Source organism: Bacillus sp. 37MA (genome assembly GCF_000372765.1).
GTDB lineage: Bacteria > Bacillota > Bacilli > Bacillales > Domibacillaceae > Domibacillus > Domibacillus aminovorans.
On the sequence record NZ_KB889752.1, the window covers coordinates 1,779,667 to 1,805,962 of the forward strand.

The following is a 26,296-nucleotide window of genomic DNA, read 5'->3' on the forward strand; positions in this document are numbered from 1 at the left end:
TTATACCTGATCAGCTAAAAGAGAAATCGCATTTAACGCTGCTACTGTAACGGTACTTCCACCTTTCCGCCCAACATTCGTGATGAAAGGAACTTCCGTAATTTTAGCTAGCTCCTCTTTTGATTCTGCCGCAGAAACAAAGCCTACAGGCATTCCAATAATCAAATCCGGCTTAGCTATTCCTTCTTTAATCAAACGAATAAGTTCTAATAGAGCTGTTGGTGCATTCCCGATTGCATAAATGCCACCTTCGTTTTCACGTACAGCTTTTTGCATCGAAATAATTGCTCTTGTCGTGTTTTGGCGTTTAGCTTCAATCGTTACATCTTCGTCTGCAATATAACAATGCAGATCCCCACCATGCTTTTCGAAACGTTTTTTCCCAGTTCCACTTTCAATCATTTGCACGTCAGCAATCACATGTCTTCCTTTACGAATCGCTTCTACCCCAGCTTTAATGGCATCGGGGTGAATGATCACACTTTTTCCTAATTCGAAGTCTGCTGACGCATGGATAATACGGCGGACAATTTTCCATTCGTCTTCTGTAAAATCATGTGGCCCCATTTCTTCCGCAATGATGGCAAAACTATAGTCATAAATTTTGTCAGGATCAACTGTTAATGGTTTGAAATCTGTTTTGAAATCCATCGTATCTTCCTCCTAATTGTTGTTTAATTGTTGCTGCACATCGCTAATCACATCTTCAAAGTTAGAATGCACATTTTGATAGTTGATGTTTGGACGAGCAATCATAATCGTTTCAATGCCACATTCCAAAGCGGCTTCCAGCTTCTCATCAACCGAACCGACTTTGCCACTTTCCTTCGTAATCATCAAGGTGACATTATATTGTTTGTAAAGTGCTTTATTTAACTCCTTTGAAAACGGACCTTGAATCGCGACGATATTTTTTTGTTCAACGCCAAGTTCCGCGCATTTTTCCATATTATCGATACGCGGCAGCATTCTCGCAATGAGTCTAGTATCCTCAAGACCCACTAATTCTTTTGCAAAAATCTCTAACGTTTTACTACCTGTTGTCAGCATGATAACGCCCCGCTTTGTTGCAGCAAGCTTGGCTGCTTCAGCATAATCATTAACAAGAATTAATTTATCATCTTGGAACCGTTGACTTTCTCGTTCATAGCGAATGTAAGGAACATTCGCTTCTTTCGCTCCTTGAAGTGCATTTTTCGAAGCTTCTTCAGCAAACGGGTGACTTGCATCGACGACCGCTTGAAATCCTTTTTCAACAATGAGCGACGCCATATCAACTGCCGTTAGCCGCCCAATTTGAGTGTCTATTCCCGCATCCTGCAAACTTTTCGCTGCTGGTTCCGTCACTACTGTTGCCAAAACTTGCAAACCCGTCTGCTTCATTTCAATCGCTAATTCCCTCGCATCACTTGTGCCTGCCAAGAACAAAATCATTTTGACTTCTCCACCTCGTGGACATGATCATGGTCGTGGTCGTGATGATGATCATGATCGTGGTCGTGGTCATGATGGTCGTGGTCGTGGTCGTGATCATGGTCATGATGGTGATGATGTGCGTGACCATGCTCCTCCGCAAATAAACGATAGTTTTCTAAATCACGAGCTCCACTCGATTTTCCTTCGATCGCTTCCGTTACACGTTCTTTCAAGATCGTTTGTAGTTTCGGATGGTAGCCAAAGTATTCAGCTAAGACAAATTCCTGCTCGGGATATTGCTGTTGATAGCCCGACACCATCTTCTCCATTCGCTCCATTAAAATGCCAGTAAACAGGAAGTACGGTAACATCACCACTTTTTTTGCACCAAGCTTTATACAACGTTCGATTCCTTCATCCACTAGTGGAGCCGTCACACCCATGAAAGCACTTTCGACCCATTTAACATTTAACTTTTCCCAAAGCAAACGGGAGATTTTATAAAAATCACTATTCGCATCCGCGTGACTGCCACCACGACCAATTAACAAAATAGCCGTGTCAGTATGTTCAGCAGACGTATCCAAACCTACTTCCTCAAGACGATCCGTTAAAATCGATAATACTTCTTGATGAACACCAATCGTTTGTCCATATGTAAATTGAACATCTGGATACTTCGTCTTACCATCCTCGACTTCAGCTGGAATATGCAGTTTTGAATGACCTGCATGCAGCAAAATAATTGGAATGACAATCACTTCTGTAGCCCCTCTGTTTACACAATTGTCAATCCCTTGTGAAATAGTAGGCGATGCAAATTCAAGGAAACATGTTTCAATGAGTAAGCGATCATCCATCGTAGGGATTAATTGTTCAATAAACGCCCTCACTTCTTTATTCCCAGCTTCTAATCGGCTTCCATGTCCAACAAATAATACTGCTTTCATTCGTCATTTTCCCCCTCTTTATTAATCTCCGCACGGTGCTGGCTCTATTTTAATTTTTGGCGCCATATCTTGATATTGATAGCCTTGAATCTTTTTCACTCGCTTGAAATATTTAAATAGTCGTTCATTTGGATGCGCGTTTTGTTTGTATTCCTCAACGATATTCGTAATTAATTCGACGAGACGACCTGGTTCGATTCCTTCCTCAACTGGCTGGCCCGGATGAGCGGTTCGACCGACCGGCTTTGCTCCTAAAAATAAATCAAATTTCCCTTTACGGAAGACGATTCCAATATCATCACTTACTGCCGTATAACAAGCCATGCCGCATCCGTTAAACCCGATGTTAAGCTCCTTCGGTATCTCGATTCCACCAAGCACATGCTGTATTTCATCCGCGTAAGGAATCGATTCTGCTTTTTCACCATCACAAAAGTCGCATGCTTTCAGCGTAACAACATCGCCGATTGGAGACAGTAAGAAGCCAACTGATTGCAACTTTTCCGTAATTCTATCTGGTTCAGTTGTTGGAATTTTTAAAATAATTTTGTGATTCGGCGTGTATTCCATCGTTCCTTTTTCACCAACAACTTCCGCGAGCATCATCATTTGCCTTGGTGTAAATTGCTTATTCGCCACACCCGGACTAACAGCTAGTTCAAACAACGATTCCATTTTTTGTTGAACTAATGGTGGAGTGATAGACTGCGCAGCGCTTTGACCAGACACTCTCGACAAAGCTTCCATCGCTATTTCAAAAGATGTACTCTTTTTCTCAGGCGCAGGCGCTTTCGTCAACAAACCGACAGCCGCTTCCTCATAAGAGCCTTGTGTTAGGCCCGTTTCTTGATCCATCGCCCATGGTTCTGCTTCTTTTTGTAAACGTTGATGCGGTTTCAATGGTTGCTTTTCTGCATTCAGCGTATACTTTCTTTGATAGCCACGAGGCGTAATCATTTTATTGTCATATAAGAACGTCGATGAATTCCCAATCACAACGGTTGTGAGCATACCAATATCATGATTCAACATTTCCGCTAGATTCGTAATCACAATATCCTGACGCTCACGATATGCACTTTTCACTAGCCCTACTGGTGTTTCTGGTGAACGATATTTAAGTAGAATTCTCTGTGTTTCAACAATTTGTCTTGTTCGCCGACCACTGCGTGGATTATAAAGCGCAATGACAAAATCGGCCTGTGCCGCTGCTTCAACTCGTTTGGCAATAAGATCCCACGGTGTTAAGTGATCACTAAGGCTAATTGTACAAGAATCATGCATAATAGGTGCACCCAGCAACGATGCACAAGAGTTAATCGCTGAAATGCCCGGAATAATTTCGATTTCAACACCTGTTGCTTCTTTCCAGCCCTTTTCAATCAAAACCTCATACACAAGACCTGCCATTCCATAAACCCCTGCATCACCACTTGAAATGACCGCCACTTTCTTGCCATTTTCCGCTTGTTTTACTGCTTCTTGTGCTCTCGATACTTCTTCGGTCATTCCCGTACTGATAACCGCTTGATCTGTCAATAAGTCTTGAATCAATTCCACATACGTTTTGTAACCAATAATGAAATCACTTTCTTGAAGCGCTTCTACAGCCCGCGTCGTAATATGTTTAAAGTCTCCTGGACCAAATCCAACAACAAATAGTTTCCCTTTTTGTTCCATACAAACATCTCCTTTCATAATTTGTAACAGGATTCTACTTTTTCTTTGAAATCCCTACAAGAGCGGAAGCAGCTGGATTAGGCGACATTTCTCCATTCACAAATTGATACACTTTATGCGTTTCAAGAATAGGTTCGTGCATATCCCGAACAATTTGGCGACCAATTTCAGGTGAATCTACTCGATACCAAGTACCCTCTGGATAAGCAATGACAACACAAGCATCTTTACATCTTCCGTTACAACGAGTTCTTGTCGTATGAACCTCTTCATCTAACCCTAGTAAACCAATTTCATCACGAACAGCTTGCGTCACTTCTTCGCCGCCCTTTCTCATACAACTACTTCCGTTGCAGATGAACAGATGAGACTTTGTCCCTTTTAAATTCCATGTTGTCATATGTTACCTCCTGTATCGTAGAAGGGAATAAAAAAACCTTAACTCTTTGAGTTAAGGTTTTTTAAGAAGCTCAATAAAATGAAATAGCATAAAATGCATCTCCATATACTGTATCGCCTCTACCCTTCCCTCCGAAAAGTATTACTTTCATTTAAAAGCAGGTCTCCTGGCTTACGCTTCTATTTACTCTTGTCCCTTCCCAGTTTTTAAACCAGTGGTTTTGACAATTTCATCAGCGTTACAGTAGCGGGGGCTGCATCGGACTTTCACCGATTTCCCTATTATCCCGAGCATGACGCTTCGGGCACTTTTAAATTAATTATTTAATTTTCATTCTTCCGTATAAAAATCCAATATTTCTTAACTTAATATAATAATACAATACTTATCATATAATACCTTTCCAAAATTTCAAACAGATAAATAATCTTTGAATGTTCACTATACGTGTTTATGGATCAAATTTAAAGGGATTAAATGAATTATTTAACAAACTATTTTTATAATTTTTCTGAAATTCGTTCCATATATCTTGCGGACTATTTCTTTTTCTTCTTAGATTGTTACTAGATCCTCAAAGATACGCCCTCCCGGGCTACCGGTGTTAACAAAGAATACTACCCTCCTCAGTGCAAAATAAAGGGATTATATTTATTCTTTTTGGAAATACTACAATTCGAGCTAAAAACAATTGATGTGGTATCTAGATGGGGGTGAGAAAGATGGGAAATAGCAAAAAAAGTAATAGAGGCAAAAAAGCTCCTAGTGTAACTCCTCAAGGTTACGGAGATACGGAATTCGCTGAAGAGCCAAAAAGCAAACTGGAAAACGCAGCTAAAAAGAAAAACACAAAATAAATAGAAGCAACCGGCGAATCGCCGATTGCTTCTATTTTTAAGTTGCAGTCCAAGCGAACCACAAATTAATATTGTAACCGAGTTAGCTTTTCTTCTTTACGTCAATTGCCTCTATCTTTAAGGAAGCCCGCTATCCAAATACAACAATTTGATTAATTTGAAGAAGTCTCTTCTACCGTGTTTTCCAAATATGTGACTAATTTATCTTTATAAGATAAGAATCCTTTGTATTCGGTGATATCGTCAGCCATAGTAACCAATATATTATTTAATTGTTTCGTCCACTGAGGATTTTTAGCTATTTCATCTAGTCTAATTAAATGTGTGTGGATACTAAACAAAATTCCATTGCTGCGCGGAAGTCGAAAGAGCTTTTGATCTTCTACTCTGAAATAAACCAATTCTCCTGCATTTTCACTTGTTACGTTATCTTTTTTTATTCCCCATTCATCAAATGCTTCAGGAGATGAATCAAGAATTGGCTCAACAGTCACTGTCCAGTTAAATCGAGTCCACGGCTTTCCAGGTTCCATTCTCATAATAAAATTACGAATTTTCTCAGCTAAACCGCTTGTCGTAAAACGTGATGGCACAGGAAAATGAATAGACATAAAATCCATCCCGAAATCGAAATTAAGCGACCAGTTGGCCGGAAAACATAATTGTCCGGCGTCTAAGTACAGATCCCCATCTCTTTGTGCAAGATAAATCAAATCTGCTTGAACATGGCGGCCTATAAAGTCTAACGGCTCATACGGTAAAGTTGAATTATCTCCGAAAGTAAAAGATTGTTCTTCCCCAAGTATGTGATTTTGGAATGTCCACTCATTTCCGTTTTTAACAACACTGAAATAGTGTGGAAAAATGGATGCCATTTCATCCATAGTCATCTCTAAAATTTCCCATTGTGCTTCAAAAGAATGCGGAGCAGATTGATACGTTTGCTCTTTTCTGGTGTCTAGAAGTTCCCTTTTCAGTTTGATTTCTTCAACATATTCAGGAGTAATATCAAGCATAATTGGGGGCTCTAGTGGTTTGGAATTATTAGAAAAGTCATGCGTGTCTCCCTTAAACGGCCATGGGAAACGGTCTGCTATAGGCCGATTTGGAACTTTCACGACTTTTACAGGGGTAGGAGTGGCTTTATCCATTCTTTTTTTCCTCCTTCATAAAATATAAGTGTTTTTTAGAAAACGATAGACATTCTACAAGGAATAGCTCCTTATAGAATGTCTTATCATTACATTATCGGTATATTTTTTTGTAATTACAGTGGATAGTACTTTTCGAAACGCCAGCTTTAATAAAGCTGATTATTTCATATTTAAATTTAAGCTGTAACTCAACCTTTAATGAGTCGTTGCATTTCTGCCGCAACTGCTTTTTTGTCGTCTGCACCTGTGATGCCGCCGCCTACGATAACAAGATCCGGTTGTGCTGCAATAACACCTGGAAGTGTCTCCAATTTAATGCCGCCTGCTACAGCTGTTTTCGCATTTTTCACGACACTTTTGATTGTTTTAAGTTGTTCAAACGGTGTTTCACCTGCAGCTTGAAGATCGTAACCTGTATGCACACAGATGTAATCTACGCCAAGTGCGTCTACTTCTTGTGCGCGTTTTGCAAGGTCTTTAATGTTGATCATGTCGATCAAGATTTCAGAACCGTGTTTTTTCGCTTCTTCTACAGCACCTTTGATTGTTGCATCATCTGTTGCGCCAAGAACTGTTACGATACCTGCGCCTGCTTGAGAGGCTACCATTACTTCGTAACCGCCTGCATCCATTACTTTCAAGTCCGCAAGAACAGTCAAGTTAGGGAATGCTTCTTTCATTTCTTTTACAGCACGAAGGCCTTCGTTAATAACAACTGGTGTGCCGATTTCAACGACATCAATGAATTGTTCTACTTCTTTAACGACAGCGATACCTTCTGGGATGTTGACAAGATCAAGTGCTAATTGTAATTTCATGGATATGTCACTCCTTCTAATTGATTTGTTAGTTTTTTACTAATTTAATGCTACACTCATTGTGATCCAACTTTTCTTTTCGTCAATTGCCTCTGCCTTTCCGGCCAAGATTAGAGTTACGATTTGCCCCTTTCATTGGATCTTCCCCATCAGCAAATTCTACAGAGTAATCTGCTTCCGTAACATTTTTTTTCGGGGTCTTAGCATATTTTTCTACAGCATTTCTTTCAGCTTTACGCTTAACCATCTAATCATCTCCCTTCCAATTATAATGAACCACCGATAGCTTTCCCGGTTCTTACGTTCATATTCACTCGAGAAATGAAAGGATGCCACTATCATGTCTGTTTGTAAAACAAATAAAAACAACGCAAGTCTCCATACACTGAAACCCGCACTGTTTTTGATTTTGTCCTTACAACTCCTGGAAAGAATTGATTATAAATTTTTAACTTTTGGTAAACAAACAAAAAGTGTTTCCTTATTATCTCTTTAAATGCCTTTAAAGCAGCTTTCGCTAACACCTGCAGCACCAAATACAACAATTCTTTCGTCATATCCGTACAGCTCCATTTCATGAGAAAAAGCCGCCTCAAGAGATTCCTCGTTGAGACGGCTTTCATTCATCTTACATTTAAAAGTGGTTCGTTTAATTTAAGCTGTAACTGCACCTTTAATGAGTCGTTGCATTTCTGCCGCAACTGCTTTTTTGTCGTCTGCGCCTGTGATGCCGCCGCCTACGATAACAAGATCCGGTTGTGCTGCAATAACACCTGGAAGTGTTTCTAATTTAATGCCGCCTGCTACAGCTGTTTTCGCGTTTTTCACGACACTTTTGATTGTGTTAAGCTGTTCAAACGGTGTTTCACCTGCAGCTTGAAGATCGTAACCTGTATGTACACAGATGTAATCTACGCCAAGTGCGTCTACTTCTTGTGCGCGTTTTGCAAGGTCTTTAATGTTGATCATGTCGATCAAGATTTCAGAACCGTGTTTTTTCGCTTCTTCAACAGCACCTTTAATTGTTGCATCATCAGTTGCGCCAAGAATCGTTACGATGCCTGCGCCTGCTTGAGAGGCTACCATTACTTCGTAACCGCCTGCATCCATTACTTTCAAGTCCGCAAGAACTGTTAAGTTAGGGAATGCTTCTTTCATTTCTTTTACTGCACGAAGGCCTTCGTTAATAATAACTGGTGTGCCGATTTCAACGACATCAACGAATTGTTCTACTTCTTTAACGACAGCGATACCTTCTGGGATGTTGACAAGATCAAGTGCTAATTGTAATTTCATGGATATGTCTCTCCTTCTAATGGTTTGTTAGTTTTTTACTAATTTGATGCTATACTTATTATATGTGCCAATGTTTAGAAAATAAAGTACGCACTTTATTATCAAATAGTGTCAAGAAGTATACTATAAAATTTAATAAATGATTTCCTTCCTCATTTTAGATTTTCTAAGCTGATGATTGAGGATAAACAAATATGAGCGATAGATGCAAAAAAACCACACCCGTCGTCCGACGGATGCAGTAAATGTGAGGGGGGCCATCACTGACCCATAATGTAGTGTATACATGAGATTGACTTCCGAAACGGCATAAGCCCCCTATAGCTGCATAAACCGGAAATTTAGTGTGCCAAGTGTGCCAAATCAACATACTAATGTAAAAGACCTTCGAGCATCGGTGTAAAGCGTACACGAAGGTCTTTTCTTTTACACTATGCTTGCTTATACCGATGGCATTTCGTTAAAGAAAGCTACATCCTCGATAGGAAGACGTGTAGTCGGATGTCCAGGTTTCATTGCTTTACCGATAGCAATGAGCATAACCGACTCGTACTGTCCGGAGATGCCAAACGCTTCAAAGAACTTTGTTTTATCGTACCCTCCATCGGAACGGTGTCGTAACCTCTGGCTCGGGCGACAAGCATGAGCTGCATCGAAATAAGGCCTCCATCCGTGTATACGATTTGGCGAGCCACTTCAGGCGGCAAGCTTGAGTACGTGCCGACCGTACGCTCGATGAATGACTTAGCCGTATCCTCAGGCATAAAGCCTGATTCGACTGCCTGTCCGTAAATTTTCTCAGCTTTCTTGTAGCTTTCCACGTCGCCGAGCACAGCGATAACAGCCGACGCGTCGACTACCTGCTGTTGGTTAAACGCGATCGGCAGGAGCTTTTGCTTCAGCTCCGGTGTATCGATTACTAGAAAACGCCATGGTTGCAGATTCGAAGACGAAGGAGCCAATGTTGCTTGCTCCAGTATTTCGGTCATTTCTTCGCGCGAGATCTGCACTGATGGGTCATACGTACGAACGGAACGACGTTCCCGAATAACATCGAAGAAGGTTTGCTGTTCGATGGTATTGGTGGTTTGTGTATTTGACATTATAATTCCTCCAGTAATTGTATTTTACAACCTTCCTAAACCGACCATTTTAAGGAAATTTCTTATATGGCAAAGGTTTTAACCTTGGCGTGGAAATGGTGATAAAGGTGGTACTACCCCTATAGATTAAAATATTTTCTCTATCTCTTTTTCCTTATTCATCATGACAGATTTTTGGTAAGGATCAGAATTCAGTATTATTTTAATTCCATCCTACATTACTATTTCTTAACTGATTGAGCAAATGATGTGTTTGCAATCTTCTCAATACATATAATCAATAAATGTTTGTACTTTCGCTGGAATTGTTATGTTCCATAATGGGAACGCGAAAACAACTACATCGGCAGCTGTTAACGCATCCATTGCTTTTTGTTTAGCAGCTAAAATACGTTACTCGACGTCTAATAAATCTTCTGCGTTTTGCATTTTTCCAAAAGCGTTGAATACGTCTTGACCGAAGTAAGGCAGATCTTCCGCGAACACGTCGAAAGTTGTTACGATGCCTTTATGTCTAAAATCGAAACAAAATTAAAGGCGGAGCTAGAAGACCTGTTTTATAAGCTATTAAGGAAAAATCAACTGCCGGAGAATCTTGAAACACTTCGAATCGGTTCAGTCATGTTAAGCTGGGGTATTGGCCTCTGTCGATTGACAGCATAATAGCCATCTCACAGCGGAGCAATATATCGAAAAGGCACTTCCTTCTATTTCAAATGGTTTGCAGTTAATCAATTTTACAGATTTTCCGAACGGGAAATCCCATCGTCTTTAGAGATGGGATTGAGAGTAAGGTCGAACGAGGCATGTCCTATGGTGCGTCAATCGTTCGACTTTTTTTGTCTTTTCAACGCTTGTCACTTACAAAAGGAACGTATATTTGATTATAATGGACGTATAAAGTGAGGGGGCTGACACCCTGGTATAATTAGGTGAAATATAGAAAATAAAGATGGTGATCAAACATGACGGTAGGGATTAATGAATCTGAGAGTTGTCCGCTCTGCGGTAAAAGCAATCATTGCTGCAATTCTAAAGATAAATCAATAGGAATATGTTGGTGTCACGAAGAAGTCTTTCCAAAAAAGATTTTTGATCTTGTATCACCTGATCAATTAAGAAAAACGTGCATATGCAAAAACTGTCTAGAGCAGTTTAAGAAAAAAGGTTAGATAGACTAGTTTTTAAATTACATTAGAATAATTACTTGAACGGTCTACTTATTTTCAAAGATATAATATGAAGAAATTTTATATCGAGGTTTCCTTTATCGATGGCTGAGAAGTCATTATGGGATGACTGCAGGGATCAATGCGAGTTCTTTCATTTTCATGATTGTTCGTATCCCAACATTTAATGTTTTACCGGTCGCTTTCGCATCTGGTCTAATCTTTGCTTGGGCATACGAAAAGACTCATTCAGTCATTCCTGGCATCATCATTCATGGCACTCTTAATGCCATTGCTATTATTCTTACTGCATTTGCATAAAATACGAAAACATTCACCAAAAGGGCGTAAAGGCTAATTGCGTTTGCTCCGTTTAGTTTAGTTGGAGTAGAGATAATCGAGCCATTGGGCGACGACGGCTATACCAGCATGATGATTTATGTATTCTACACTCATTCCTTCGTCGGGGCATGATTGCTTGCCATAATAGCAACGTCTCTTGCTGGGCAATGTTGAGGCAAAAAAGCAGGAGTTATTACGGGTACCGTCGTATTCAGTCACTGGATTCTTGATGCATGTCTTTTGCTACTTCCCACAGTTGATCGATATCTCCTTTCACTACTGTTGAAGTAGGTGTTAACTGATATTTTAGTCCCTTTTCCTCTTTAGAATGAGGAAAAAGACGATTTTCTATGTTTTTTAAATGTATCCAGTTCATGAAAAAAGTATAATACGTTGATCTACAAGATGGTTTAGTATGTAATTTTACCAATCATTTTCATGTTTTCCGCATCCTTTGAAAAATCTTCATTTTCCTCATTTACCTAAATAAAAGCAGGAGTTATACAGAACGAAGAAAATAAACCCAGAATAATTACAGCCTGCTTTCACATAATAAAAAAGCTTTTTCAAAACAAGAAGAAGGAGGAGGATGTTTAGTGAATAATCGAAACGGCATGCTCAGCTCTGTGTTATCACTAGGTGCAATAGGTGCGGCTATTTTTGGAATAGCAAGAGGATTGCGCAGTGGAACTTTCCAGCCGTTCCTGCAAACCATTATGAGTTCCATGACTGGGTCCGCAGCCCAACAAATTCCACAGGCTGCGCAGGGAATGATGAACGGACAGGCTACACAAGGAATGATGAACGGACAGGCCACACAAAAAATGGCACAGCCCCTTCAAGGAATGATGAATAATCAAGCTTCTCAACAGCAATCATCAAATCAAACACCGAACAATGTCAAATAAAGTGTAAGTAATAAATCAAATTAAAACAGCTTAGCTTATAGACACGGCCTGTATCAAGGCCGTTCTATAAGCTTTTTATTTTTTCAATTAAGTATCCACCCTCCTCTTTTTATCCATACTAACGATATTCATCAAGGAAAGGTTGACGTCATGATACGCAAAATATTCGTGTCCGTTATTATTTTCTTTTTCTTTATCGCCGGTCTAGGCTGGTATTTGTTGATTACGCCCACAAAAGATCTAAATAAAGTTTCCATCACGGCAGCTCCTAAACCAGTAGTCGTATTAGCAATCGATTCCCTAATGGATCAGCCGTTGAAAAAAGCAATAGATGAAGGGAAAGCGCCCGCACTCGAATTTTTAATGAAACATGGACAGTATCTTCCTGAAATGGTCAGCTCTTATCCCACGATGTCCGTGACCATTGACAGTACTCTTTTAACGGGTACTTACGCTGATAAGCATAAGATCCCAGGTCTTAGCTGGTTTAAGCAAGATGAAAACCGTCTCATTAGTTATGGAGGCGGAAAAAGCGAAATGTGGAACCTCGGCATAAAAAATGTGGTAAGAGATGGCCTCATCGAGTTAAACGAGACGCATTTAAACAAGAATATACCTACCATTTATGAGGAGCTGGCGAAAAGTCATATTCAATCCGCTTCTATAAATGGTCTGATCCATCGTGGAGATCAAACTCATCGTTTACATATTCCAACACTTGTTTCAGGGATGAACCTTTTGCCACAAGACGTAGAAGTAAACGGACCGGCCCTTCTATCCATGGGGAGCTTGTCACAATTCAACCCGGAAAATGACCGGTATAATTATGTGTGGCAATCGATGGGCATCAATAATCAATTCACGTCAAATGAGCTGACATACTTCATTCAAAAAGATAAATTGCCTGCCTTCACTCTTGCCTATTTCCCGAACCTAGATCAGCAAGTTCATGAACATGGGCCAAAGGAACAGAAAGGGATTGAAGAAGTGGATAAACAGCTTCAGACGATTTTGAACGCCTATTCATCATGGGATGACGCGATTCAAAAAGCCATTTGGATTGTGCATGGCGACAGCGGGCAATCCGCTATTATAAAGGATCGCAATAAGGCGCTGATTGATTTAAACACGTTACTGGATGAATATACCTTTTGGAACCCGGATCAACCGTCTAACAAGGAACTGGCTTTAGCTGTCAATGAACGGATGGCGTACATTTATATACAAGATGAAAGGATTGAGATATCTGACATTACATCAAAATTAAAAACGGATTCCAGAATTGATTTCATTGCTTGGAAAAAGGACAATATCAGCTATGTACTGGCGGAAGGATCCGATAAACCATTTACCTTTTCACCTAACGGCCCATACACAGATCAGTATGGACAATCCTGGGATTTGAAAGGAGATCGTTCCGTTTTGGATTTATCCGTCAATGAACAAAATGAAATCAACTATGATGATTACCCTGATGCCCTTGCAAGACTATATGGAGCACTTCATTCACACGAAGGCCAATATATCATCGTTGATGCAAAACCCGGGTATGAATTTGTCGGAACACATAGCCCCAATCACGCTGGGGGAGCAGCTCACGGATCCTTACACAAAATAGATTCTGAGGTACCCCTGATTATCACGGGAACAGATCAGGCGCCTAAGCACCAGCGGTTAGTCGATTTTAAAGACTGGCTAGTAGAACTGACAAAATAACGCCTATATTTTTTATAAGATGGAACAAAAGCGAGGATGATTTTGTTCCATCTTTATTTTGAATTCATAATAAAATGTTGTTTATAATCTCGGCCTTTGCAACTGTCCCTAAGGTTTTCAGAACCGAACTAGCGTGTCGGACACTACTCTGATTCCTTGATAAAACCATAAAAAACATGTGTTTTAGTTGCTGAAAAATCTGATCAATATCCGGGTGGTCCGCCAATTGCTTATATAAATTCTCCATCGCTGCTGCCATCATGTTGTAGTAATACAATATAAGTTCGTTAGAGATTCCCTCTTTTACGTATCCTTGTTTTCGTCCCTTTTCAATCCATTCTAAGAAAATAGGAATGGTTTTCTGCTGATATTCCTTAACCAATGAGTTTAGTTCACTATTGGATTTAAGAATCTCCTCCATAATGTCTTTTCTGAGCAAGTTTGTATCTTTAGGTTTTTGAAGAAAAAAACCATTTAATTGCTCAATAAAAGGTTCTTCATTACTTACAAGGCCTTTCAATGCGTCAATCTGTTGTTCGTAAAATCCTCTCATTACCTTATATAATCATTTCTCTTTACTCCCGTAATAATTATAAATGGAAGCAGGAGACGTCCCTGCTTTTCCAGCTAAATCCTTAATCCGTAACGCCTTGATTCCACCATTCCTCCATAGAGAATATGTATGAATGCTTTTTATTTGGAGAGGAATACCATTTGCCGAAAATGCCATACAGGGCATGAAAGGGTAAGCTAAAAATGATCCACGCCATTTTACCGGCTACTTGCTTCTATGATCATTTTATTAAGAACGCGGGGAATACATGAGGGAAATTTAATTCAGGTGCCTGCTTAGCTAACCATGAGCTAACGAGATTCTATGAATGGAGCTCACTCCGCTGGCTATACTAATTCAGTAATGGCGTATTCAATGGAGGAGGTAAATTTTGGATCAAACATGGCTTTCTATTATTCCATTTATGATCGTCATCGCGATGTCTATCTGGCTTAAAAATATCCTGCCCGGGCTTGTGGTAGGCATTCTCATTGGTTCCATAATCGTGTCAGGCGGATTGCTGGCTGGTATTGAGCAATCTGTTTCTTACATTGTTACAACCCTCTCAGATGAAACAAATATCAAAATCATCGGGTTTTTATATTTATTTAGCGGTCTCGTTGGAATGATGAATATTGCAGGCGGAATTAAAGGTTTTTCGGAGTGGGCTGGTACGAGGATTAAAACGGAAAGGAGCCTTCTGGTCTTTATTTGGATGACCATCCCTTTTACGTTCATGATGCCGATGTTTCGGATTATGATGATTGGACCGATTATTAAGTCCTTAATTAAAAAAATGCACCTCTCCAAGCAAAAAGTAGGGATGACACTCGATATTTCTACTGAGTCTGTCATCGTACTGCTGCCGGTTGCGACGGCTTTTGTCGGGTTTATGGTTTCTTTGGTTGAGGGTGGAATCAGTGGCCTTAACCTTGGCATGTCCCCTTATGAAGTGTTCTTATTAAGTATTTTGTTTAACTTTTATGCGATCGTTATGCTGCTTATTGGGATTGTGCAGACATTTTGGCCACATAAAAGGACGGGCCGCAGCAATAAGGAAATCCATTCAGACCTTGAAGAAAAAGAACATGAGTTTCACCGGATGGGGATTAAGAAAGAATTATCGCTCGTTAAAGCGCAGCCATGGCATTTGATTTTCCCGGTATTTTTGCTGCTGGCACTTTCACTCTATCTGTTATGGCAGGACGGTATGACACAAGGAGCTAACACCATTTTTGAAGCCTTTTCAATGGCGGATGCTACATTTGTGATGCTGCTGGCTGTTTTTATTACTCTCGTATTAACGTTTATTTTTTACATAATCAGACGCGTAAAGATGAATGAAATTCTCTATCATTTTTACGATGGCGGCAATCAAATGATGGAAGCAATCAGCCTGCTCATTCTCATTTGGGCATTAACACTGGCTGCTGAGGATCTTGGTTTTTCCGTGTTTATCGGCGGCTCACTCGGAAGCTTTCTGCCTGCTTTTCTGACTCCTGCTACCATTTTTGTGCTTGGTTCTATCGTCGGTTATTTTATTGGAAGCTCTTGGGGAACCTGGGGACTGTTCATGCCATTGGGAATTACACTGGCTGTTTCAACGGATGCATCCATTCCTTTAACAGTCGGCGCTGTCTTTGCAAGCGGCGCATTCGGGGCAATCACCTCCCCTCTTGGTGATACGACCATTACGACTGCCTCCATTTTGGATATGGACCTTGTTGACTATGCCCGCTATAAATTGAAGGTCTCAGCTATTGGAGGAGTAATAGCAGTTGTATTATTTGTTGTAAGCAGCTTTTTCGTTTCTTGAAAAAGCTGCCGGCACACTTGCTGAAGGTTCATATAAAAACTCCCGCTATTGATTCGATAGCAGGAGTTTTTGTTTATGCAGTTCGATCCCTACACCGCCTTCAGCTTCCTCTTTATTGTTATCGCAACATTTTCAAGAGTAATGACAACAGCAAGGATAAAATAGGTGATGGTTCCGATTTCCCTCATATCTAAATAAAAGCTGCTAGCCATGAACATGTCGTACCTGATTCCTCCGGCTCCTGCAGCTGCTCCCGTGGCGATTGCTACCGCAAAGTTAATTTCAAAGCGGAGGAACGTCTAGGAAATCATATAAGTGATGGATGAAGAAATGACCGCTTGAAAGACAATTTGCCACCAATTGGCGCCGCTTGCCTGCAGGGCTTCAATCACTCCTTGATCCAATTTTTCGAATGACTCTGAATACACCTTGATTTAGTAGCCGATGGGATGAAAGGTCATGCCAATTACTGCAGCTGGGCTCCTAAACCGGCGGCAACCGTGAATATCAGTACCCATAGCACAGTCGGCACCGCTCTAATAAAAGCAACCATTTTAGTTGATATCTAAACTTTATCCTCCTTTGATAAAAAACGGTCTCATTTTGACATGTTTCTTCTATCTTTATTTTGACTTTTATTATGAGTGGATAAGGGGAAGGGTCAAGCCAGCGTCTTAATTTGACCCATTTTAAACTCAAAAATACACCAGCTATATAAAAGAACTAAGACAGTCATCGTTATCATAGATCCCTTTAGTCCCAATTGTTCATCCGACAAAGGATGGGCAATAATGTTTCCAATTAAAATCGCCATAATAAAATCAAGCACTCTTAAAGGAGGAATTCTTGGCCCTCATTTTCATAAAGTGTAGGAGAAGGATAAGAAAGGTGGCGAAAAACACATATGGAAATACCGGTTACTGGTTTGATTATGCATTCAGACGATTCAAATTCAGATTCTGGCCATTCTCACCATTTGTATATTACGACATGGAATGGCCGGCCCGTACCCGTCCATATCCATCATTTTTCAGGAGTGACCTCTTTTAATGAAGGGCATCATCATCACTATGCTGGAACAACGGAACCTGCGCCTACCGGAGTACCCCATACTCATCGATACTTTACGATTACTTCATTTGATGATGGACACAAACATGAAATCCGAGGATTGACTGGTCCTGCTATTCCATTACCTAATGGTGGGCATTATCATACTTTTCAAGGGGTAACGACCGTTAACGGCTCTCATCCCCATTCCCATAAATATAGGGGCAACACCAGCGCCTGAAACAGATTTATAAATAAGCTGTCAGAAAGTATCAACGGTTTAAGCCCACATATTTTAAATATGTGGGCTTTTTAATACAACATAATGTCCTTATGCTGCATTAGATTATGTATTTTCTGTTTGTTTAGCCGCAAAAAGTAAAAAGCAACAACTGCTCTTAAAACCCATTGAATGGCCATGAGTGATTCCTGTCCATGAACAAAATCCATTATATTCACGTCCTTTATTTTAATCAAATGGATGTTTATATCGTCTCCCATAAATCAATATTTATGAGAAAGTCTGAAAAAGCTCTCCCTGGCAGGAGAACTTTTTCAGACTTTCTATGTTTGTCCGTTTCGAAGTTATCAACTATCCATCCTTTCACAGTAAAAAGATCAATGTTGAGGATATTTCGTTTAGATGCTCCTTGTCTGCCCATAAGATAAAGTAATTGTAAGTTGCCCCTTGGATTTCAATCGGCTTTGGATACTTGACAATCACAGCTGCCTGGCCCTTCATTTCAGTGGATTGGTCAGCAGAAGGAAAAATGGTGCATGCCTGTTCATGTTGAATTTGTGTGTTAACGATACGGGGCATTGAGCCATAGGGCATTAAACGATGAAAAGCTTCACTACGGCATACCTCATCTATGTTTTGACCGGCGGAAATGGCTGAAATTTGAAAGAAGCCTTCACCCCCTTCATATCTTTCATCGTTTACTTTTTGCCAGTGCGATGGATATTGGAATCTAACTTTGTAGACTGGGTTCGTATATGTCTTTCTCGATAAATCAAGAATCGGCAAAGGTGACCACTGCAGAGACATGATCCTAACTCCTTCGATAAGGCGAATGGGAACAGGGTGATGGAGATCGAGAACCCACATCTCACTGGCAAACTCCTGTTCCTTGCAGCCGGAAAGATAAGCGATTTTTCTACCATTTGGTGACCAGGTAACAGGTGTCGCAAAGCAATTGGAGATCGCCCCTATCCGATCATTTTCTCCTTGGCGTCCTACGGTTCTGATCTGCGAGAAAGATCCTCTGTCGTCAAAAGCAGTCGCGCTGTAAGCAATTTGCGAAGAGTTAGGAGACCATTCCGGGAAATAATTTTTGGCAAGCGGACCTCCTTTCACTTCAAACACATTGCCTGTTGAGAGCTCTACGGTGTGAATGATCGAAATACTAGCACCAGGCGTTGTATAAAGCGCAAATGTTCCATCGGGAGATAGACGAGCATTATGGAGAGGACCGTCCGTGTTTCTTGTGATTGGCTGTTTACCCATTCCGTCTGTTCGAATACGGAAAAGCTGACTTATACTCGATGCGTCTGGTGCTTGAAACAGCAGTTCCGTCCCGTTTGGAAACCATCCGACATCGGATGCACCAGGCTGCCTAATGCTTTGCGCTTCGTGTGATAGGACGTTATACAAAACCATGTGTTCCTGCTTCGTATAGGCTAATTGTTGGCTGTCCGGCGACCAACCCAAACCTAATTCCGCCCCTTCCTCCAACTGATCAATACGGGCTATTGAACCGGTAGTGATAAAAATAACATAGAGAATTCTGTTCTTCCCTACAAAAGCGATTTTACGGCTGTCCGGCGACCATATCGGTTTCGAGAAAGAGTCGCCTAATTCGTTTGTTAGCTGCACATTCATTCCATTTTGAGGATGATATAACCAAATATCGTCATGTCCGCCGCGATCCGATGTATACACAATCAGCCCTCGATCACCAGGAGGGGCGTAAGGAATGACTAATTTCATTCCCGGAAAAATGGTCGAGGATGGAAGTCGGTTGACCTGCCGGATCAGCTCGTAATTACTTTGTCCTCCCGTTGTCACGTTATAGCGTCCCGCGATCTGAAACAGTGTATCGCCGGATTGCACGACATAGTAAGGGACACCAGGCGGAATATTCAGTAGCTGACCGGCCTGTATAACGTAAGGGGGCTGAAGCCGGTTTGCTTCAATGATCACGGTTGACGGTACTCCATAAATTTGAGAAATCCGATTGACCGAATCTCCTGGCTGTACGCGGTATGCATTGACACCAGGCGGAATCGACAGCTGTTGCCCCACAAAAATCGTATAGGGAGGCGTCAAATTGCTTGCCGCAATAACGGATTCAACTGGAAGTTCCCATCGCCTCGCAATCTGGTACAATGTATCACCGGGACGAACCGTATAAAAAAATTGCATCTTTATCACTTCCCTCTAGTGAAATTATATTTCGGCACTGGATCACGAGATTTTACAGACAAAAACGGTCTTCACCTCTCTGCCCATACGTTATGCTATTCGTATGGGCAAGGTGAGATTCAACAATCGGATGGAAAGTGGATTTTATCTATTCTCCCAAAAATCAAAACAAAAAAGAGCCCCTCATCAGAGCCCAAAATAATGCGTGCACACATACCAAATCCCCAAAATCACCACCGCAAAAAAAGCCAATCGGAATAATTTTTTCAGAAGCCATATTACGATCAGCACAACAAGCAGGACAACGAGCACTGTCCGCGTTATCATTAACAGTTCCAACACCTTATCACTCCTTCTTTCAAATGGTTTGAACGATAAAATTTTTCAATTGTCGTTCAAATCCGCTGACGCCTGTCGTGTTTACATATTCAAACGGAACATCGTATTTGGCTGCCGCTTCTTTCGTTTTATAATAAAGTGAATGGCCCGCAAAACCGTGCATAAAAAAAACGACGTCTGCCCGGCTTACTGCACCGTCGACAAGTGTCAAATCGGTTTCTGATACAAAGTTCATTTTCCCGTTGTATTTATGAACAACTTTTTGGAAATGGCGCACTTTTTCCCCACCGATGAATGCGACAACCGCACCACGTAAATCAAGAATAGGTTCCTCTTTCTGTCCATCTGTTTCACGTTTCAACGTGCGAATGACAAGCGCCTGCTGTTCCACTTTATCATTCAGTTGCATCACGACATCATGACATATATTGCACTCTTCTTGCAGCGTAGTCACTTCCTTCGTCGCCTCTTCCAAAAAAGAATCCAATTCACGTTGTATGTCCTCTTTTTCCTTTTGCAACAAACGAACCTGTTCGGTCAATTTTGCTATTTCGCGGTCTTTCTCCCCATCATTTCGTTCGTCGTCTAGAAGGTTGGATGGGGCTATATCTTGCGTCTTTTTAAAAGAAAAGACATCACTCGGAACATCACTGGCAAAGGTCAACAGGTCTATTTGCAATTTCACATACTCGAGCGGGGCGTGTTTAATCAAGTCGTCCATCCAGTCTGAGCGCTGGTCGTTTAGTGCCGTGAACAATATGGATACAAGTGACAGTTCCGCCAACGCATCTGCCATCGTCTCCTCTTTTCGTAACGCGACCGCCGCTTCACGTACCGACGATGCAACGATTTGCTCTACGCGCGCGCGTACAGTCGGCTTATGATAGTGCCTGTACAGTCGCTCCATCGCACCTGTGATCCCTTTCTTTTTATCCTTATCTGTCAATTGAATACCGAACGAGCCAAGTACAACCGACCGTTCACTCGGCGTCATCTCGAACATATTCTGCTTAAATATAAATAGCTTCACTGCGTCGAGTTCTTCCACCCGAAGCAATTGCCAATACCTCTTTATCTCTTTTATGTAAACAGGATAATCCGCTCCACTGACGTCCACACCTTTTTCCTTATAGGTAATAAGCGTGTCCACCGTTTGTTTTAATTTTAAAAAGTTTTCGTCATTCACCATTTTTTACTTCCTTTCAAAAAAACGCCCCGGACTTTGTCCGGAAGCGTTCAGAAATATAACTTAAGTAAGTTTATTTGTATTATTGTTTGTACCATATGTTGTCTCATGATATCTTCCATTTTCAAAAAGCAGTCTGTACAGGAGTATTGTACCATGCTGGAGACGTATTCTACAAAGGATATGATCTGCTTCACGGAATGCTTCAAGCATGGGTACATGTTTATCGATAATTTCCAATAAGCGATCGTTTGGAATAACAATATTATAATCAAATACGTATTCAGGAAAATGGTTCTGATGCAAAACATTTACTAAAAACAGAAGAATTATTTACCATACCCCTCTTTTCCATCTCAAAGACCTTAAATAATAAAAAAGGAAGAAAAACGATGAATCGCCTCTCTTCCTTTTATTTCTAATTCTACTTAGCTATTAAAGATACATGATCTGCAGTTGCCCAATTGTTCATTGGTACTACTGTGTATTTGACGCCTGGTTGCAATGTTTTATCGTTCAGCACATCAAAGATTCCGACAGGTCCTTTGCGGGAGGAGAAGCGATATTGGGCTTCTATATTGCTGCCGTCATCACCTTTTAATTGCACTTTACGACCAGCAAATAACTCCATACCCGGATCTTTATCTACTGTTATTTGGAACGATTTGCTGTCAATTGCTTCTGCTGACTTGATTGTAAGAGGAGCAATCTCTTCAGCAGTAAAGGTTGGGTTCTTGATCGTTGCCCAATCAGATGTCACCGTATATTCTGTACCAGGCGTTAATGTTTGCCCTTCTGGTAAACGGAATTTTGGCGCTTGTCTGCCATCTGCAGCTTGGGTAAACGGAACATAATTTGCTGTGATTTTTTCCCCTTTATCCGATGTCATTGTAACTACACGATCTCGTAAAGATGAGATCACTTGATATTGTTTTCCATTTTCATCTTTATTTTCGTTATCTACTTGAAAAGCCAAATCACCTCTATCAGCCCGATACGCTTCAATAATATTCGCATAATCGGTTACGCCATCTTCTTTAAAGGATTCAATTTCAAATGTATCGTTTGTAACCTGTTTGGTTTGACGTATATTGATTTTCTCCTTACTCGCTTCAAAGGACTGTTTTTCTTCGCCTTTATAACTAACTGTATATGCGGTTCCTGGTTTTTGGATTGTCACGGGCACAATATAGGTACTTTCTGTACCCGTCTTTAATCGTGGAACGTTGACAATGCTCATATCATTATCAAATTCAAAGTTTTTCTTAATATTTTCCAAGTTTTCTGTATTTACATCTTCCTCAAGTAATGGCTCAGTAAATGTTATTTGTAATGTCATCATATTTAACGGCTGTAACTCCTTAATTTGTGCTTCGTTTTGTGTTTCTTTTTGAGGTTGTTCTTGCTTCTGTTCACTTTGGGTGTCTTGTGTGTTCGTGTTACATCCTGTTATAACTAATGTTAATCCGAGTAGTAAAGGTGATAATATTTTTGCTTTTTTATTCATGTTGTCAGCTCCTAATTATTTAATTTTGTTTATTGATAATCATTTCAATAAAACCATGTGATTTCACTGATGAAGGCTTGTACAATAGTTATTTTACTCCTGCTTTTAACAAAATTTGTTCAATCTCTTTAAAACCTTTCTCACGTGCATGTTGTAAAGGGGGCACATTATTATGATCAGATATGTTCACATCCGCCCCATGATCTATAAGCAATTGCACCGTTTGCTGCTGTTTTTCATTTCCATCATTCAAAATAATTGCTTCTAATAAAGCCGTCCAGCCTAGGTCATTTACATGATTAACATCGGTATCCGTGTTGGTAAGAAGTTCTTTAACAACATTCACATATCCATGTTCCGAAGCAGGGATCAAAGCAGTTCCTCCATAGCGGTTAGTAATCGTTGGATCGGCACCTGCATCAATCGTAAGCTTCAGAATTTCAAAGTATCCTTCCGCACCCGCATACAGGAACGGATTGTTTTTCATGTCATCCTGGATGTTGACGTCCGCACCCGCGTCGATCAGAACTTTTGCGGTCATGGCATCATTGTTATAAGTCGCTATCATAGTGGCAGTTCGTCCTTCTGAGTCCTGTGTATTGATATCGGCCCCTTTCTTAATCAATTTGCTTATCGTTTCAGTTTCTTTACGATCAGCTGCTTGAATAAGTTGTTCATCCACTCCTACTTCTACCTCCTTTACCTGTTTTTTGGACTCTTCCTTGTCATCTGAGACACACCCTTGATGGAAGATCATGCATCCTATAACTGCTGCTAGCCACTTCCTCATAAAATACGCGCCCCTATTATTATTTGGTATTGTCACTGCTCTTGACCCATGCTACATTCTGACGAGCCAATGACATTGCTTGTTCCAAAAATTTTTGAGGTTCTATGAGAATTCCCCCCTTATAAATTTTCAGTTGGACTTTGTGATTCCGTCTAAAATGTATGTTAGTACTTAATCTTAAACTCCCTCTAAACAATTTCTTAAAAAAAGATAAACTTATTAATAAAAGTTCTTAATATTTATAAAAAAATCCCGCCACCTTTGTGACAGGACATGAGACACACTATTTAAACATTGAAGCGATATCCTGCACCCCAAACGGTTTCCAAAAATTTTGGATGTGCAGGATCTCTCTCGATTTTTTCACGTAATTTTCTGATATGGACAGTCACAGTTGAAACATCTGCAGCTGACTCCAACCCCCAAATACGTTCATAAAGCTGCTCTTTACTCAACACTTGATTAGGGTGCTTCACAAAAAACACTAACAAATCGAATTCCTTCGTAGTAAATGGAATTTCCTCTCCGCTAATATGAACTTTACGAGCCAACTTATCAATCGAAATCCCATGGACAAAAATGGTATTTGTTATCGCTTGGCTTCCTGCTAAACGTTCATAACGTGCTAAATGCGCTTTCACTCTTGCTACTAGTTCACTTGGACTAAATGGCTTAGTAATATAATCGTCTGCCCCTAAACCGAGACCTCGAACTTTATCGATATCTTCCTTTTTAGCGGATACAAGCAAAATAGGAATGTTTTTAACAGCGCGTATTTGTTTGCATATATCAAATCCATTTACTCCTGGAAGCATAATATCGAGAATAATTAAATCATAATTTCCTTGAAGACCCTGTTGAAGTCCACCATCACCTGTATGTTGAATATCGACATAATAATCATTAATTTCTAAATAATCTCTTTGCAATTCTGCAATGCTTACTTCGTCTTCAATAAGTAATATTTTTTTCACATTTTCTCACCTTTCTTTAAAGAAAAGAAGACACTTGTGCCTTTTCCTATCTCACTAGTAGCCCAAATATCCCCTCCATGCTCCCCGATAATTTGTTTTGCGATTGCAAGTCCTAAGCCACTTCCTCCTGTCTGAGAATTTCTGGATTGTTCAGCACGGTAAAAGCGATCAAAAATGTAAGGTAAAGCGGAAGGTTCTATTCCATGCCCATTATCTGTTATCTGTACAGTGACATCATTCATTCCTTCCTGTAGAGAAATGATAATGTTCTTTTGATCTTTATTCATATACTTCACACAATTGCTGATTAAGTTAGCCATTACTCTTTTTAATTTCTCTCTGTCTGCTGTCACATAAACAGGCTGATCTATAAGTTGAGGGTCAATCCGGATTCCTTGTTGAAGTAAATCGAGATAAAGTTCTTCAACGAAGTCTCTCATATAGTTATTCAGTTCGACAGTTTCAAAAGTAAAGGGCTCTTTTTTTAAATCCAGCTTTGAAAATAAAAACAGTTCATCAATTAATGAATCCATATCTCTTGCTTTTAAATATACAGTTGATAAATACTTGTCCATTTTCTGTGGAGTATTTGCCACACCGTCTTTGATTCCCTCAACATATCCAATAATCGAAGTAATGGGTGTCTTCAAATCATGCGAAATATTGGACAAAAGCTCTTTTCGATTTTCCTCGTACTGAAGCTGGAGATTTACAGACTCCTTTAATTTTATTCTCATCTCTTCAAACGTTTGATTCAATTGTCCGATTTCATCATTCGAAGTAACCTTGATTTCAAAATTTAAATCGCCTGATTTGATTCGTTCTGCACCTTCTTTAAGAATGGAAATGGGCCTAATGATGCTTCTTGAAACTAAATAGTTCAAAAGTCCAATAATCATGATAAACAGAAAAAGCAACAGGCCCGATAAAATGGGAAACAACTCTCGGATCAACTCAGCATAGGAACTTGCCTTTGTCAACACAAAAATGCTTCCTTTGCTTTTATCTGAAAAATAAAAGTCAAACTTCACATACGTGAAAAAATTTTTTTCCATTTTTATCGTATCACGCGTATTAATGTTCGTTTCTTCAAATCCAGGAAGAGACTTAAGCAATGACTGCTTGTCAAGTGTTGGGGAAGCATACACGACATTCGTATCTTTCCTAACGACAATTTCGATATCCTTCTGTTCAATCTTCTTCAGCTGCTCTTCGTTTAGAAGCTGCTCAGGATTATTTTTAGCCAATAGCTTTAAATCGAGAAACACACTTTCTTCTACTGTAGTTAATGGTTTTTGAACATACGATTTTTTGTAAAAATGCTCTATCGATTTTATATCGCCTGTAATCGTAAAAATAATTAAAAACCCTGCTACCAACAGTAAAGCAATAGAGATAAGTATCACTCCAACGTAAGACAACAAAAATCTCGTTTTAATCGATATGATTAATCACTCCTTATCCGCCTTTCACTCTGTTAGAAAATTTTTATTGATAATTGGCTTGTTCTTAAAGTTCGAAAATCTCGTTTACAAACCACACTTTCACATTTAGAGATCATTCATTAATAATCTAAAAGAACCTTATCACACATATCTTAAAACTTTCTAAAATATTTATGAAAAATCCCTAAACAACTTACAATAAACGCCTTAAATGTTTATAAGTCAAACTGGACTTAAGTCAATAACTCGAACACATCGTACAGGCATCCTTTGCGGTTAAAAGACAGAATGATTTCTTGTTTTTCAAGCGCCTGGCCAACATCTTTACTCGTGTATGGCAAGCCAAGATCCATATGCAAAATGAGGTCAGGCTCCGTCTGTTAGACAGAAACAGCATTGTCT

30 protein-coding genes, 3 pseudogenes and 1 riboswitch are annotated in these 26,296 nt (G+C 40.1%); of the genes and pseudogenes, 8 read left to right on the forward strand and 25 right to left on the reverse strand.

Annotated elements, in window-relative coordinates:
- From A3M5_RS0109970 to A3M5_RS0109990, 5 genes are read right to left on the reverse strand one after another with little or no spacing between them, the layout of a single operon-like run.
- Positions 1-651, reverse strand: coding sequence for a precorrin-8X methylmutase (locus A3M5_RS0109970; RefSeq protein ID WP_018393625.1), 651 nt, complete (start codon positions 649-651; stop codon positions 1-3).
- A 12-nt stretch (positions 652-663) separates the two neighbouring features.
- Complete coding sequence (gene cobK, locus A3M5_RS0109975; RefSeq protein ID WP_018393626.1) at positions 664-1,434, reverse strand: precorrin-6A reductase; 771 nt, start codon at positions 1,432-1,434, stop codon at positions 664-666.
- Entirely contained in the window at positions 1,431-2,366 is a 936-nt protein-coding gene (locus A3M5_RS0109980) for a sirohydrochlorin chelatase (RefSeq protein ID WP_018393627.1), read from the reverse strand. Before A3M5_RS0109980 ends, cobK begins: the two co-directional genes overlap by 4 nt.
- A 21-nt stretch (positions 2,367-2,387) precedes the next feature.
- The gene (gene cobJ / locus A3M5_RS0109985; RefSeq protein WP_018393628.1) at positions 2,388-4,046 is read right to left on the reverse strand and encodes a precorrin-3B C(17)-methyltransferase; all 1,659 of its coding nucleotides are present in this window, start codon (positions 4,044-4,046) and stop codon (positions 2,388-2,390) included.
- Positions 4,047-4,080: 34 nt separating this feature from the next.
- Entirely contained in the window at positions 4,081-4,446 is a 366-nt protein-coding gene (locus tag A3M5_RS0109990; protein ID WP_018393629.1) for a (2Fe-2S) ferredoxin domain-containing protein, read from the reverse strand.
- Between the two features lie 139 nt (positions 4,447-4,585).
- Positions 4,586-4,773, reverse strand: a riboswitch (cobalamin riboswitch).
- A gap of 395 nt (positions 4,774-5,168) precedes the next feature.
- Here A3M5_RS0109990 and sspL point away from each other — a divergent pair.
- Positions 5,169-5,303: a small, acid-soluble spore protein L gene (gene sspL, locus A3M5_RS0110000; RefSeq protein ID WP_018393630.1), complete on the forward strand. Its 135-nt coding sequence runs from the start codon at positions 5,169-5,171 to the stop codon at positions 5,301-5,303.
- Positions 5,304-5,455: 152 nt separating this feature from the next.
- On the opposite strand, the gene A3M5_RS0110005 is transcribed toward sspL, so the two are convergent.
- From A3M5_RS0110005 to A3M5_RS24705, 7 genes and pseudogenes are all read right to left on the reverse strand, one after another.
- Complete coding sequence (locus A3M5_RS0110005) at positions 5,456-6,454, reverse strand: heme-dependent oxidative N-demethylase family protein (protein ID WP_018393631.1); 999 nt, start codon at positions 6,452-6,454, stop codon at positions 5,456-5,458.
- Positions 6,455-6,645: 191 nt separating this feature from the next.
- Positions 6,646-7,275, reverse strand: a complete 630-nt coding sequence (gene hxlA / locus A3M5_RS0110010; RefSeq protein WP_018393632.1) for a 3-hexulose-6-phosphate synthase — start codon at positions 7,273-7,275, stop codon at positions 6,646-6,648.
- Positions 7,276-7,357: 82 nt separating this feature from the next.
- The gene (gene ykzP, locus A3M5_RS25805) at positions 7,358-7,522 is read right to left on the reverse strand and encodes a protein YkzP (protein ID WP_018393633.1); all 165 of its coding nucleotides are present in this window, start codon (positions 7,520-7,522) and stop codon (positions 7,358-7,360) included.
- A 91-nt stretch (positions 7,523-7,613) separates the two neighbouring features.
- Complete coding sequence (locus A3M5_RS0110020) at positions 7,614-7,832, reverse strand: hypothetical protein (protein WP_155894699.1); 219 nt, start codon at positions 7,830-7,832, stop codon at positions 7,614-7,616.
- A gap of 97 nt (positions 7,833-7,929) precedes the next feature.
- Complete coding sequence (gene hxlA / locus A3M5_RS0110025) at positions 7,930-8,571, reverse strand: 3-hexulose-6-phosphate synthase (RefSeq protein ID WP_018393635.1); 642 nt, start codon at positions 8,569-8,571, stop codon at positions 7,930-7,932.
- Between the two features lie 512 nt (positions 8,572-9,083).
- Positions 9,084-9,674 carry a nitroreductase family protein gene (locus A3M5_RS22800; RefSeq protein ID WP_082193887.1) on the reverse strand — a complete coding sequence of 197 codons (591 nt, stop codon included), beginning with the start codon at positions 9,672-9,674 and terminating at the stop codon, positions 9,084-9,086.
- Between the two features lie 267 nt (positions 9,675-9,941).
- Positions 9,942-10,175: pseudogene (locus tag A3M5_RS24705) on the reverse strand (NAD(P)H-dependent oxidoreductase); the annotation flags it as partial.
- A gap of 9 nt (positions 10,176-10,184) precedes the next feature.
- Here A3M5_RS24705 and A3M5_RS25380 point away from each other — a divergent pair.
- The 3 genes from A3M5_RS25380 to A3M5_RS22805 all read left to right on the forward strand — a co-directional run bounded on the left by A3M5_RS25380 (position 10,185) and on the right by A3M5_RS22805 (position 11,164).
- On the forward strand, positions 10,185-10,337 hold the full coding sequence (locus tag A3M5_RS25380) for a hypothetical protein (protein ID WP_155894700.1): 153 nt from the start codon (positions 10,185-10,187) through the stop codon (positions 10,335-10,337).
- 302 nt (positions 10,338-10,639) lie between these two features.
- Complete coding sequence (locus tag A3M5_RS24710; protein WP_082193888.1) at positions 10,640-10,846, forward strand: cysteine-rich CWC family protein; 207 nt, start codon at positions 10,640-10,642, stop codon at positions 10,844-10,846.
- A 75-nt stretch (positions 10,847-10,921) separates the two neighbouring features.
- Complete coding sequence (locus tag A3M5_RS22805; RefSeq protein WP_082193889.1) at positions 10,922-11,164, forward strand: CPBP family intramembrane glutamic endopeptidase; 243 nt, start codon at positions 10,922-10,924, stop codon at positions 11,162-11,164.
- 232 nt (positions 11,165-11,396) lie between these two features.
- Here the strand turns inward: A3M5_RS22805 and A3M5_RS26645 are convergent, their stop codons facing one another.
- On the reverse strand, positions 11,397-11,561 hold the full coding sequence (locus A3M5_RS26645) for a thiamine-binding protein (protein ID WP_155894767.1): 165 nt from the start codon (positions 11,559-11,561) through the stop codon (positions 11,397-11,399).
- Between the two features lie 220 nt (positions 11,562-11,781).
- Between A3M5_RS26645 and A3M5_RS0110040 the strand changes: the two genes are divergently transcribed.
- Together A3M5_RS0110040 and A3M5_RS0110045 are read left to right on the forward strand one after the other, a co-directional pair.
- On the forward strand, positions 11,782-12,093 hold the full coding sequence (locus A3M5_RS0110040; RefSeq protein WP_018393637.1) for a hypothetical protein: 312 nt from the start codon (positions 11,782-11,784) through the stop codon (positions 12,091-12,093).
- 150 nt (positions 12,094-12,243) lie between these two features.
- Complete coding sequence (locus A3M5_RS0110045; RefSeq protein ID WP_018393638.1) at positions 12,244-13,809, forward strand: alkaline phosphatase family protein; 1,566 nt, start codon at positions 12,244-12,246, stop codon at positions 13,807-13,809.
- Between the two features lie 64 nt (positions 13,810-13,873).
- Here A3M5_RS0110045 and A3M5_RS0110050 read toward each other — a convergent pair whose 3' ends face one another.
- Positions 13,874-14,362, reverse strand: a complete 489-nt coding sequence (locus tag A3M5_RS0110050; RefSeq protein WP_018393639.1) for a hypothetical protein — start codon at positions 14,360-14,362, stop codon at positions 13,874-13,876.
- 12 nt (positions 14,363-14,374) lie between these two features.
- On the reverse strand, positions 14,375-14,548 hold the full coding sequence (locus tag A3M5_RS26650; protein ID WP_082193891.1) for a TetR/AcrR family transcriptional regulator: 174 nt from the start codon (positions 14,546-14,548) through the stop codon (positions 14,375-14,377).
- A 205-nt stretch (positions 14,549-14,753) separates the two neighbouring features.
- Between A3M5_RS26650 and A3M5_RS0110055 the strand changes: the two genes are divergently transcribed.
- A complete protein-coding gene (locus tag A3M5_RS0110055; RefSeq protein ID WP_018393640.1) occupies positions 14,754-16,178 on the forward strand; it encodes a Na+/H+ antiporter NhaC family protein in 1,425 nt (474 codons plus the stop codon).
- A gap of 89 nt (positions 16,179-16,267) precedes the next feature.
- On the opposite strand, the pseudogene A3M5_RS26160 reads toward A3M5_RS0110055, so the two are convergent.
- Positions 16,268-16,731 (reverse strand): annotated as a pseudogene (locus A3M5_RS26160) (PhnE/PtxC family ABC transporter permease); the annotation flags it as partial.
- A 351-nt stretch (positions 16,732-17,082) separates the two neighbouring features.
- On the opposite strand from A3M5_RS26160, the gene A3M5_RS24730 reads away from it, so the two are divergent.
- Complete coding sequence (locus A3M5_RS24730; RefSeq protein ID WP_082193892.1) at positions 17,083-17,469, forward strand: YmaF family protein; 387 nt, start codon at positions 17,083-17,085, stop codon at positions 17,467-17,469.
- 71 nt (positions 17,470-17,540) lie between these two features.
- Here the strand turns inward: A3M5_RS24730 and A3M5_RS26165 are convergent, their stop codons facing one another.
- The 9 genes and pseudogenes from A3M5_RS26165 to A3M5_RS26445 form a co-directional block, all read right to left on the reverse strand.
- On the reverse strand, positions 17,541-17,678 hold the full coding sequence (locus A3M5_RS26165) for a hypothetical protein (protein WP_231373233.1): 138 nt from the start codon (positions 17,676-17,678) through the stop codon (positions 17,541-17,543).
- Positions 17,679-17,832: 154 nt separating this feature from the next.
- A complete protein-coding gene (locus tag A3M5_RS0110085; RefSeq protein WP_018393643.1) occupies positions 17,833-19,653 on the reverse strand; it encodes a LysM peptidoglycan-binding domain-containing protein in 1,821 nt (606 codons plus the stop codon).
- 358 nt (positions 19,654-20,011) lie between these two features.
- A complete protein-coding gene (locus A3M5_RS0110095; RefSeq protein ID WP_018393645.1) occupies positions 20,012-21,181 on the reverse strand; it encodes a DUF2325 domain-containing protein in 1,170 nt (389 codons plus the stop codon).
- A 174-nt stretch (positions 21,182-21,355) separates the two neighbouring features.
- Positions 21,356-21,451, reverse strand: a pseudogene (locus A3M5_RS26840) (hypothetical protein); the annotation flags it as partial.
- A gap of 151 nt (positions 21,452-21,602) precedes the next feature.
- On the reverse strand, positions 21,603-22,685 hold the full coding sequence (locus A3M5_RS0110105) for a hypothetical protein (RefSeq protein ID WP_018393647.1): 1,083 nt from the start codon (positions 22,683-22,685) through the stop codon (positions 21,603-21,605).
- A gap of 88 nt (positions 22,686-22,773) precedes the next feature.
- Positions 22,774-23,475, reverse strand: a complete 702-nt coding sequence (locus tag A3M5_RS0110110) for an ankyrin repeat domain-containing protein (RefSeq protein ID WP_063974903.1) — start codon at positions 23,473-23,475, stop codon at positions 22,774-22,776.
- A 287-nt stretch (positions 23,476-23,762) separates the two neighbouring features.
- Positions 23,763-24,449 carry a response regulator transcription factor gene (locus A3M5_RS0110115; protein WP_018393649.1) on the reverse strand — a complete coding sequence of 229 codons (687 nt, stop codon included), beginning with the start codon at positions 24,447-24,449 and terminating at the stop codon, positions 23,763-23,765.
- A complete protein-coding gene (locus A3M5_RS0110120) occupies positions 24,446-25,894 on the reverse strand; it encodes a sensor histidine kinase (RefSeq protein ID WP_026221668.1) in 1,449 nt (482 codons plus the stop codon). The genes A3M5_RS0110115 and A3M5_RS0110120 overlap by 4 nt, the downstream gene beginning before the upstream one ends.
- A gap of 233 nt (positions 25,895-26,127) precedes the next feature.
- Positions 26,128-26,253, reverse strand: coding sequence for a hypothetical protein (locus tag A3M5_RS26445; RefSeq protein ID WP_286130610.1), 126 nt, complete (start codon positions 26,251-26,253; stop codon positions 26,128-26,130).
- Positions 26,254-26,296 lie beyond the last annotated feature (43 nt).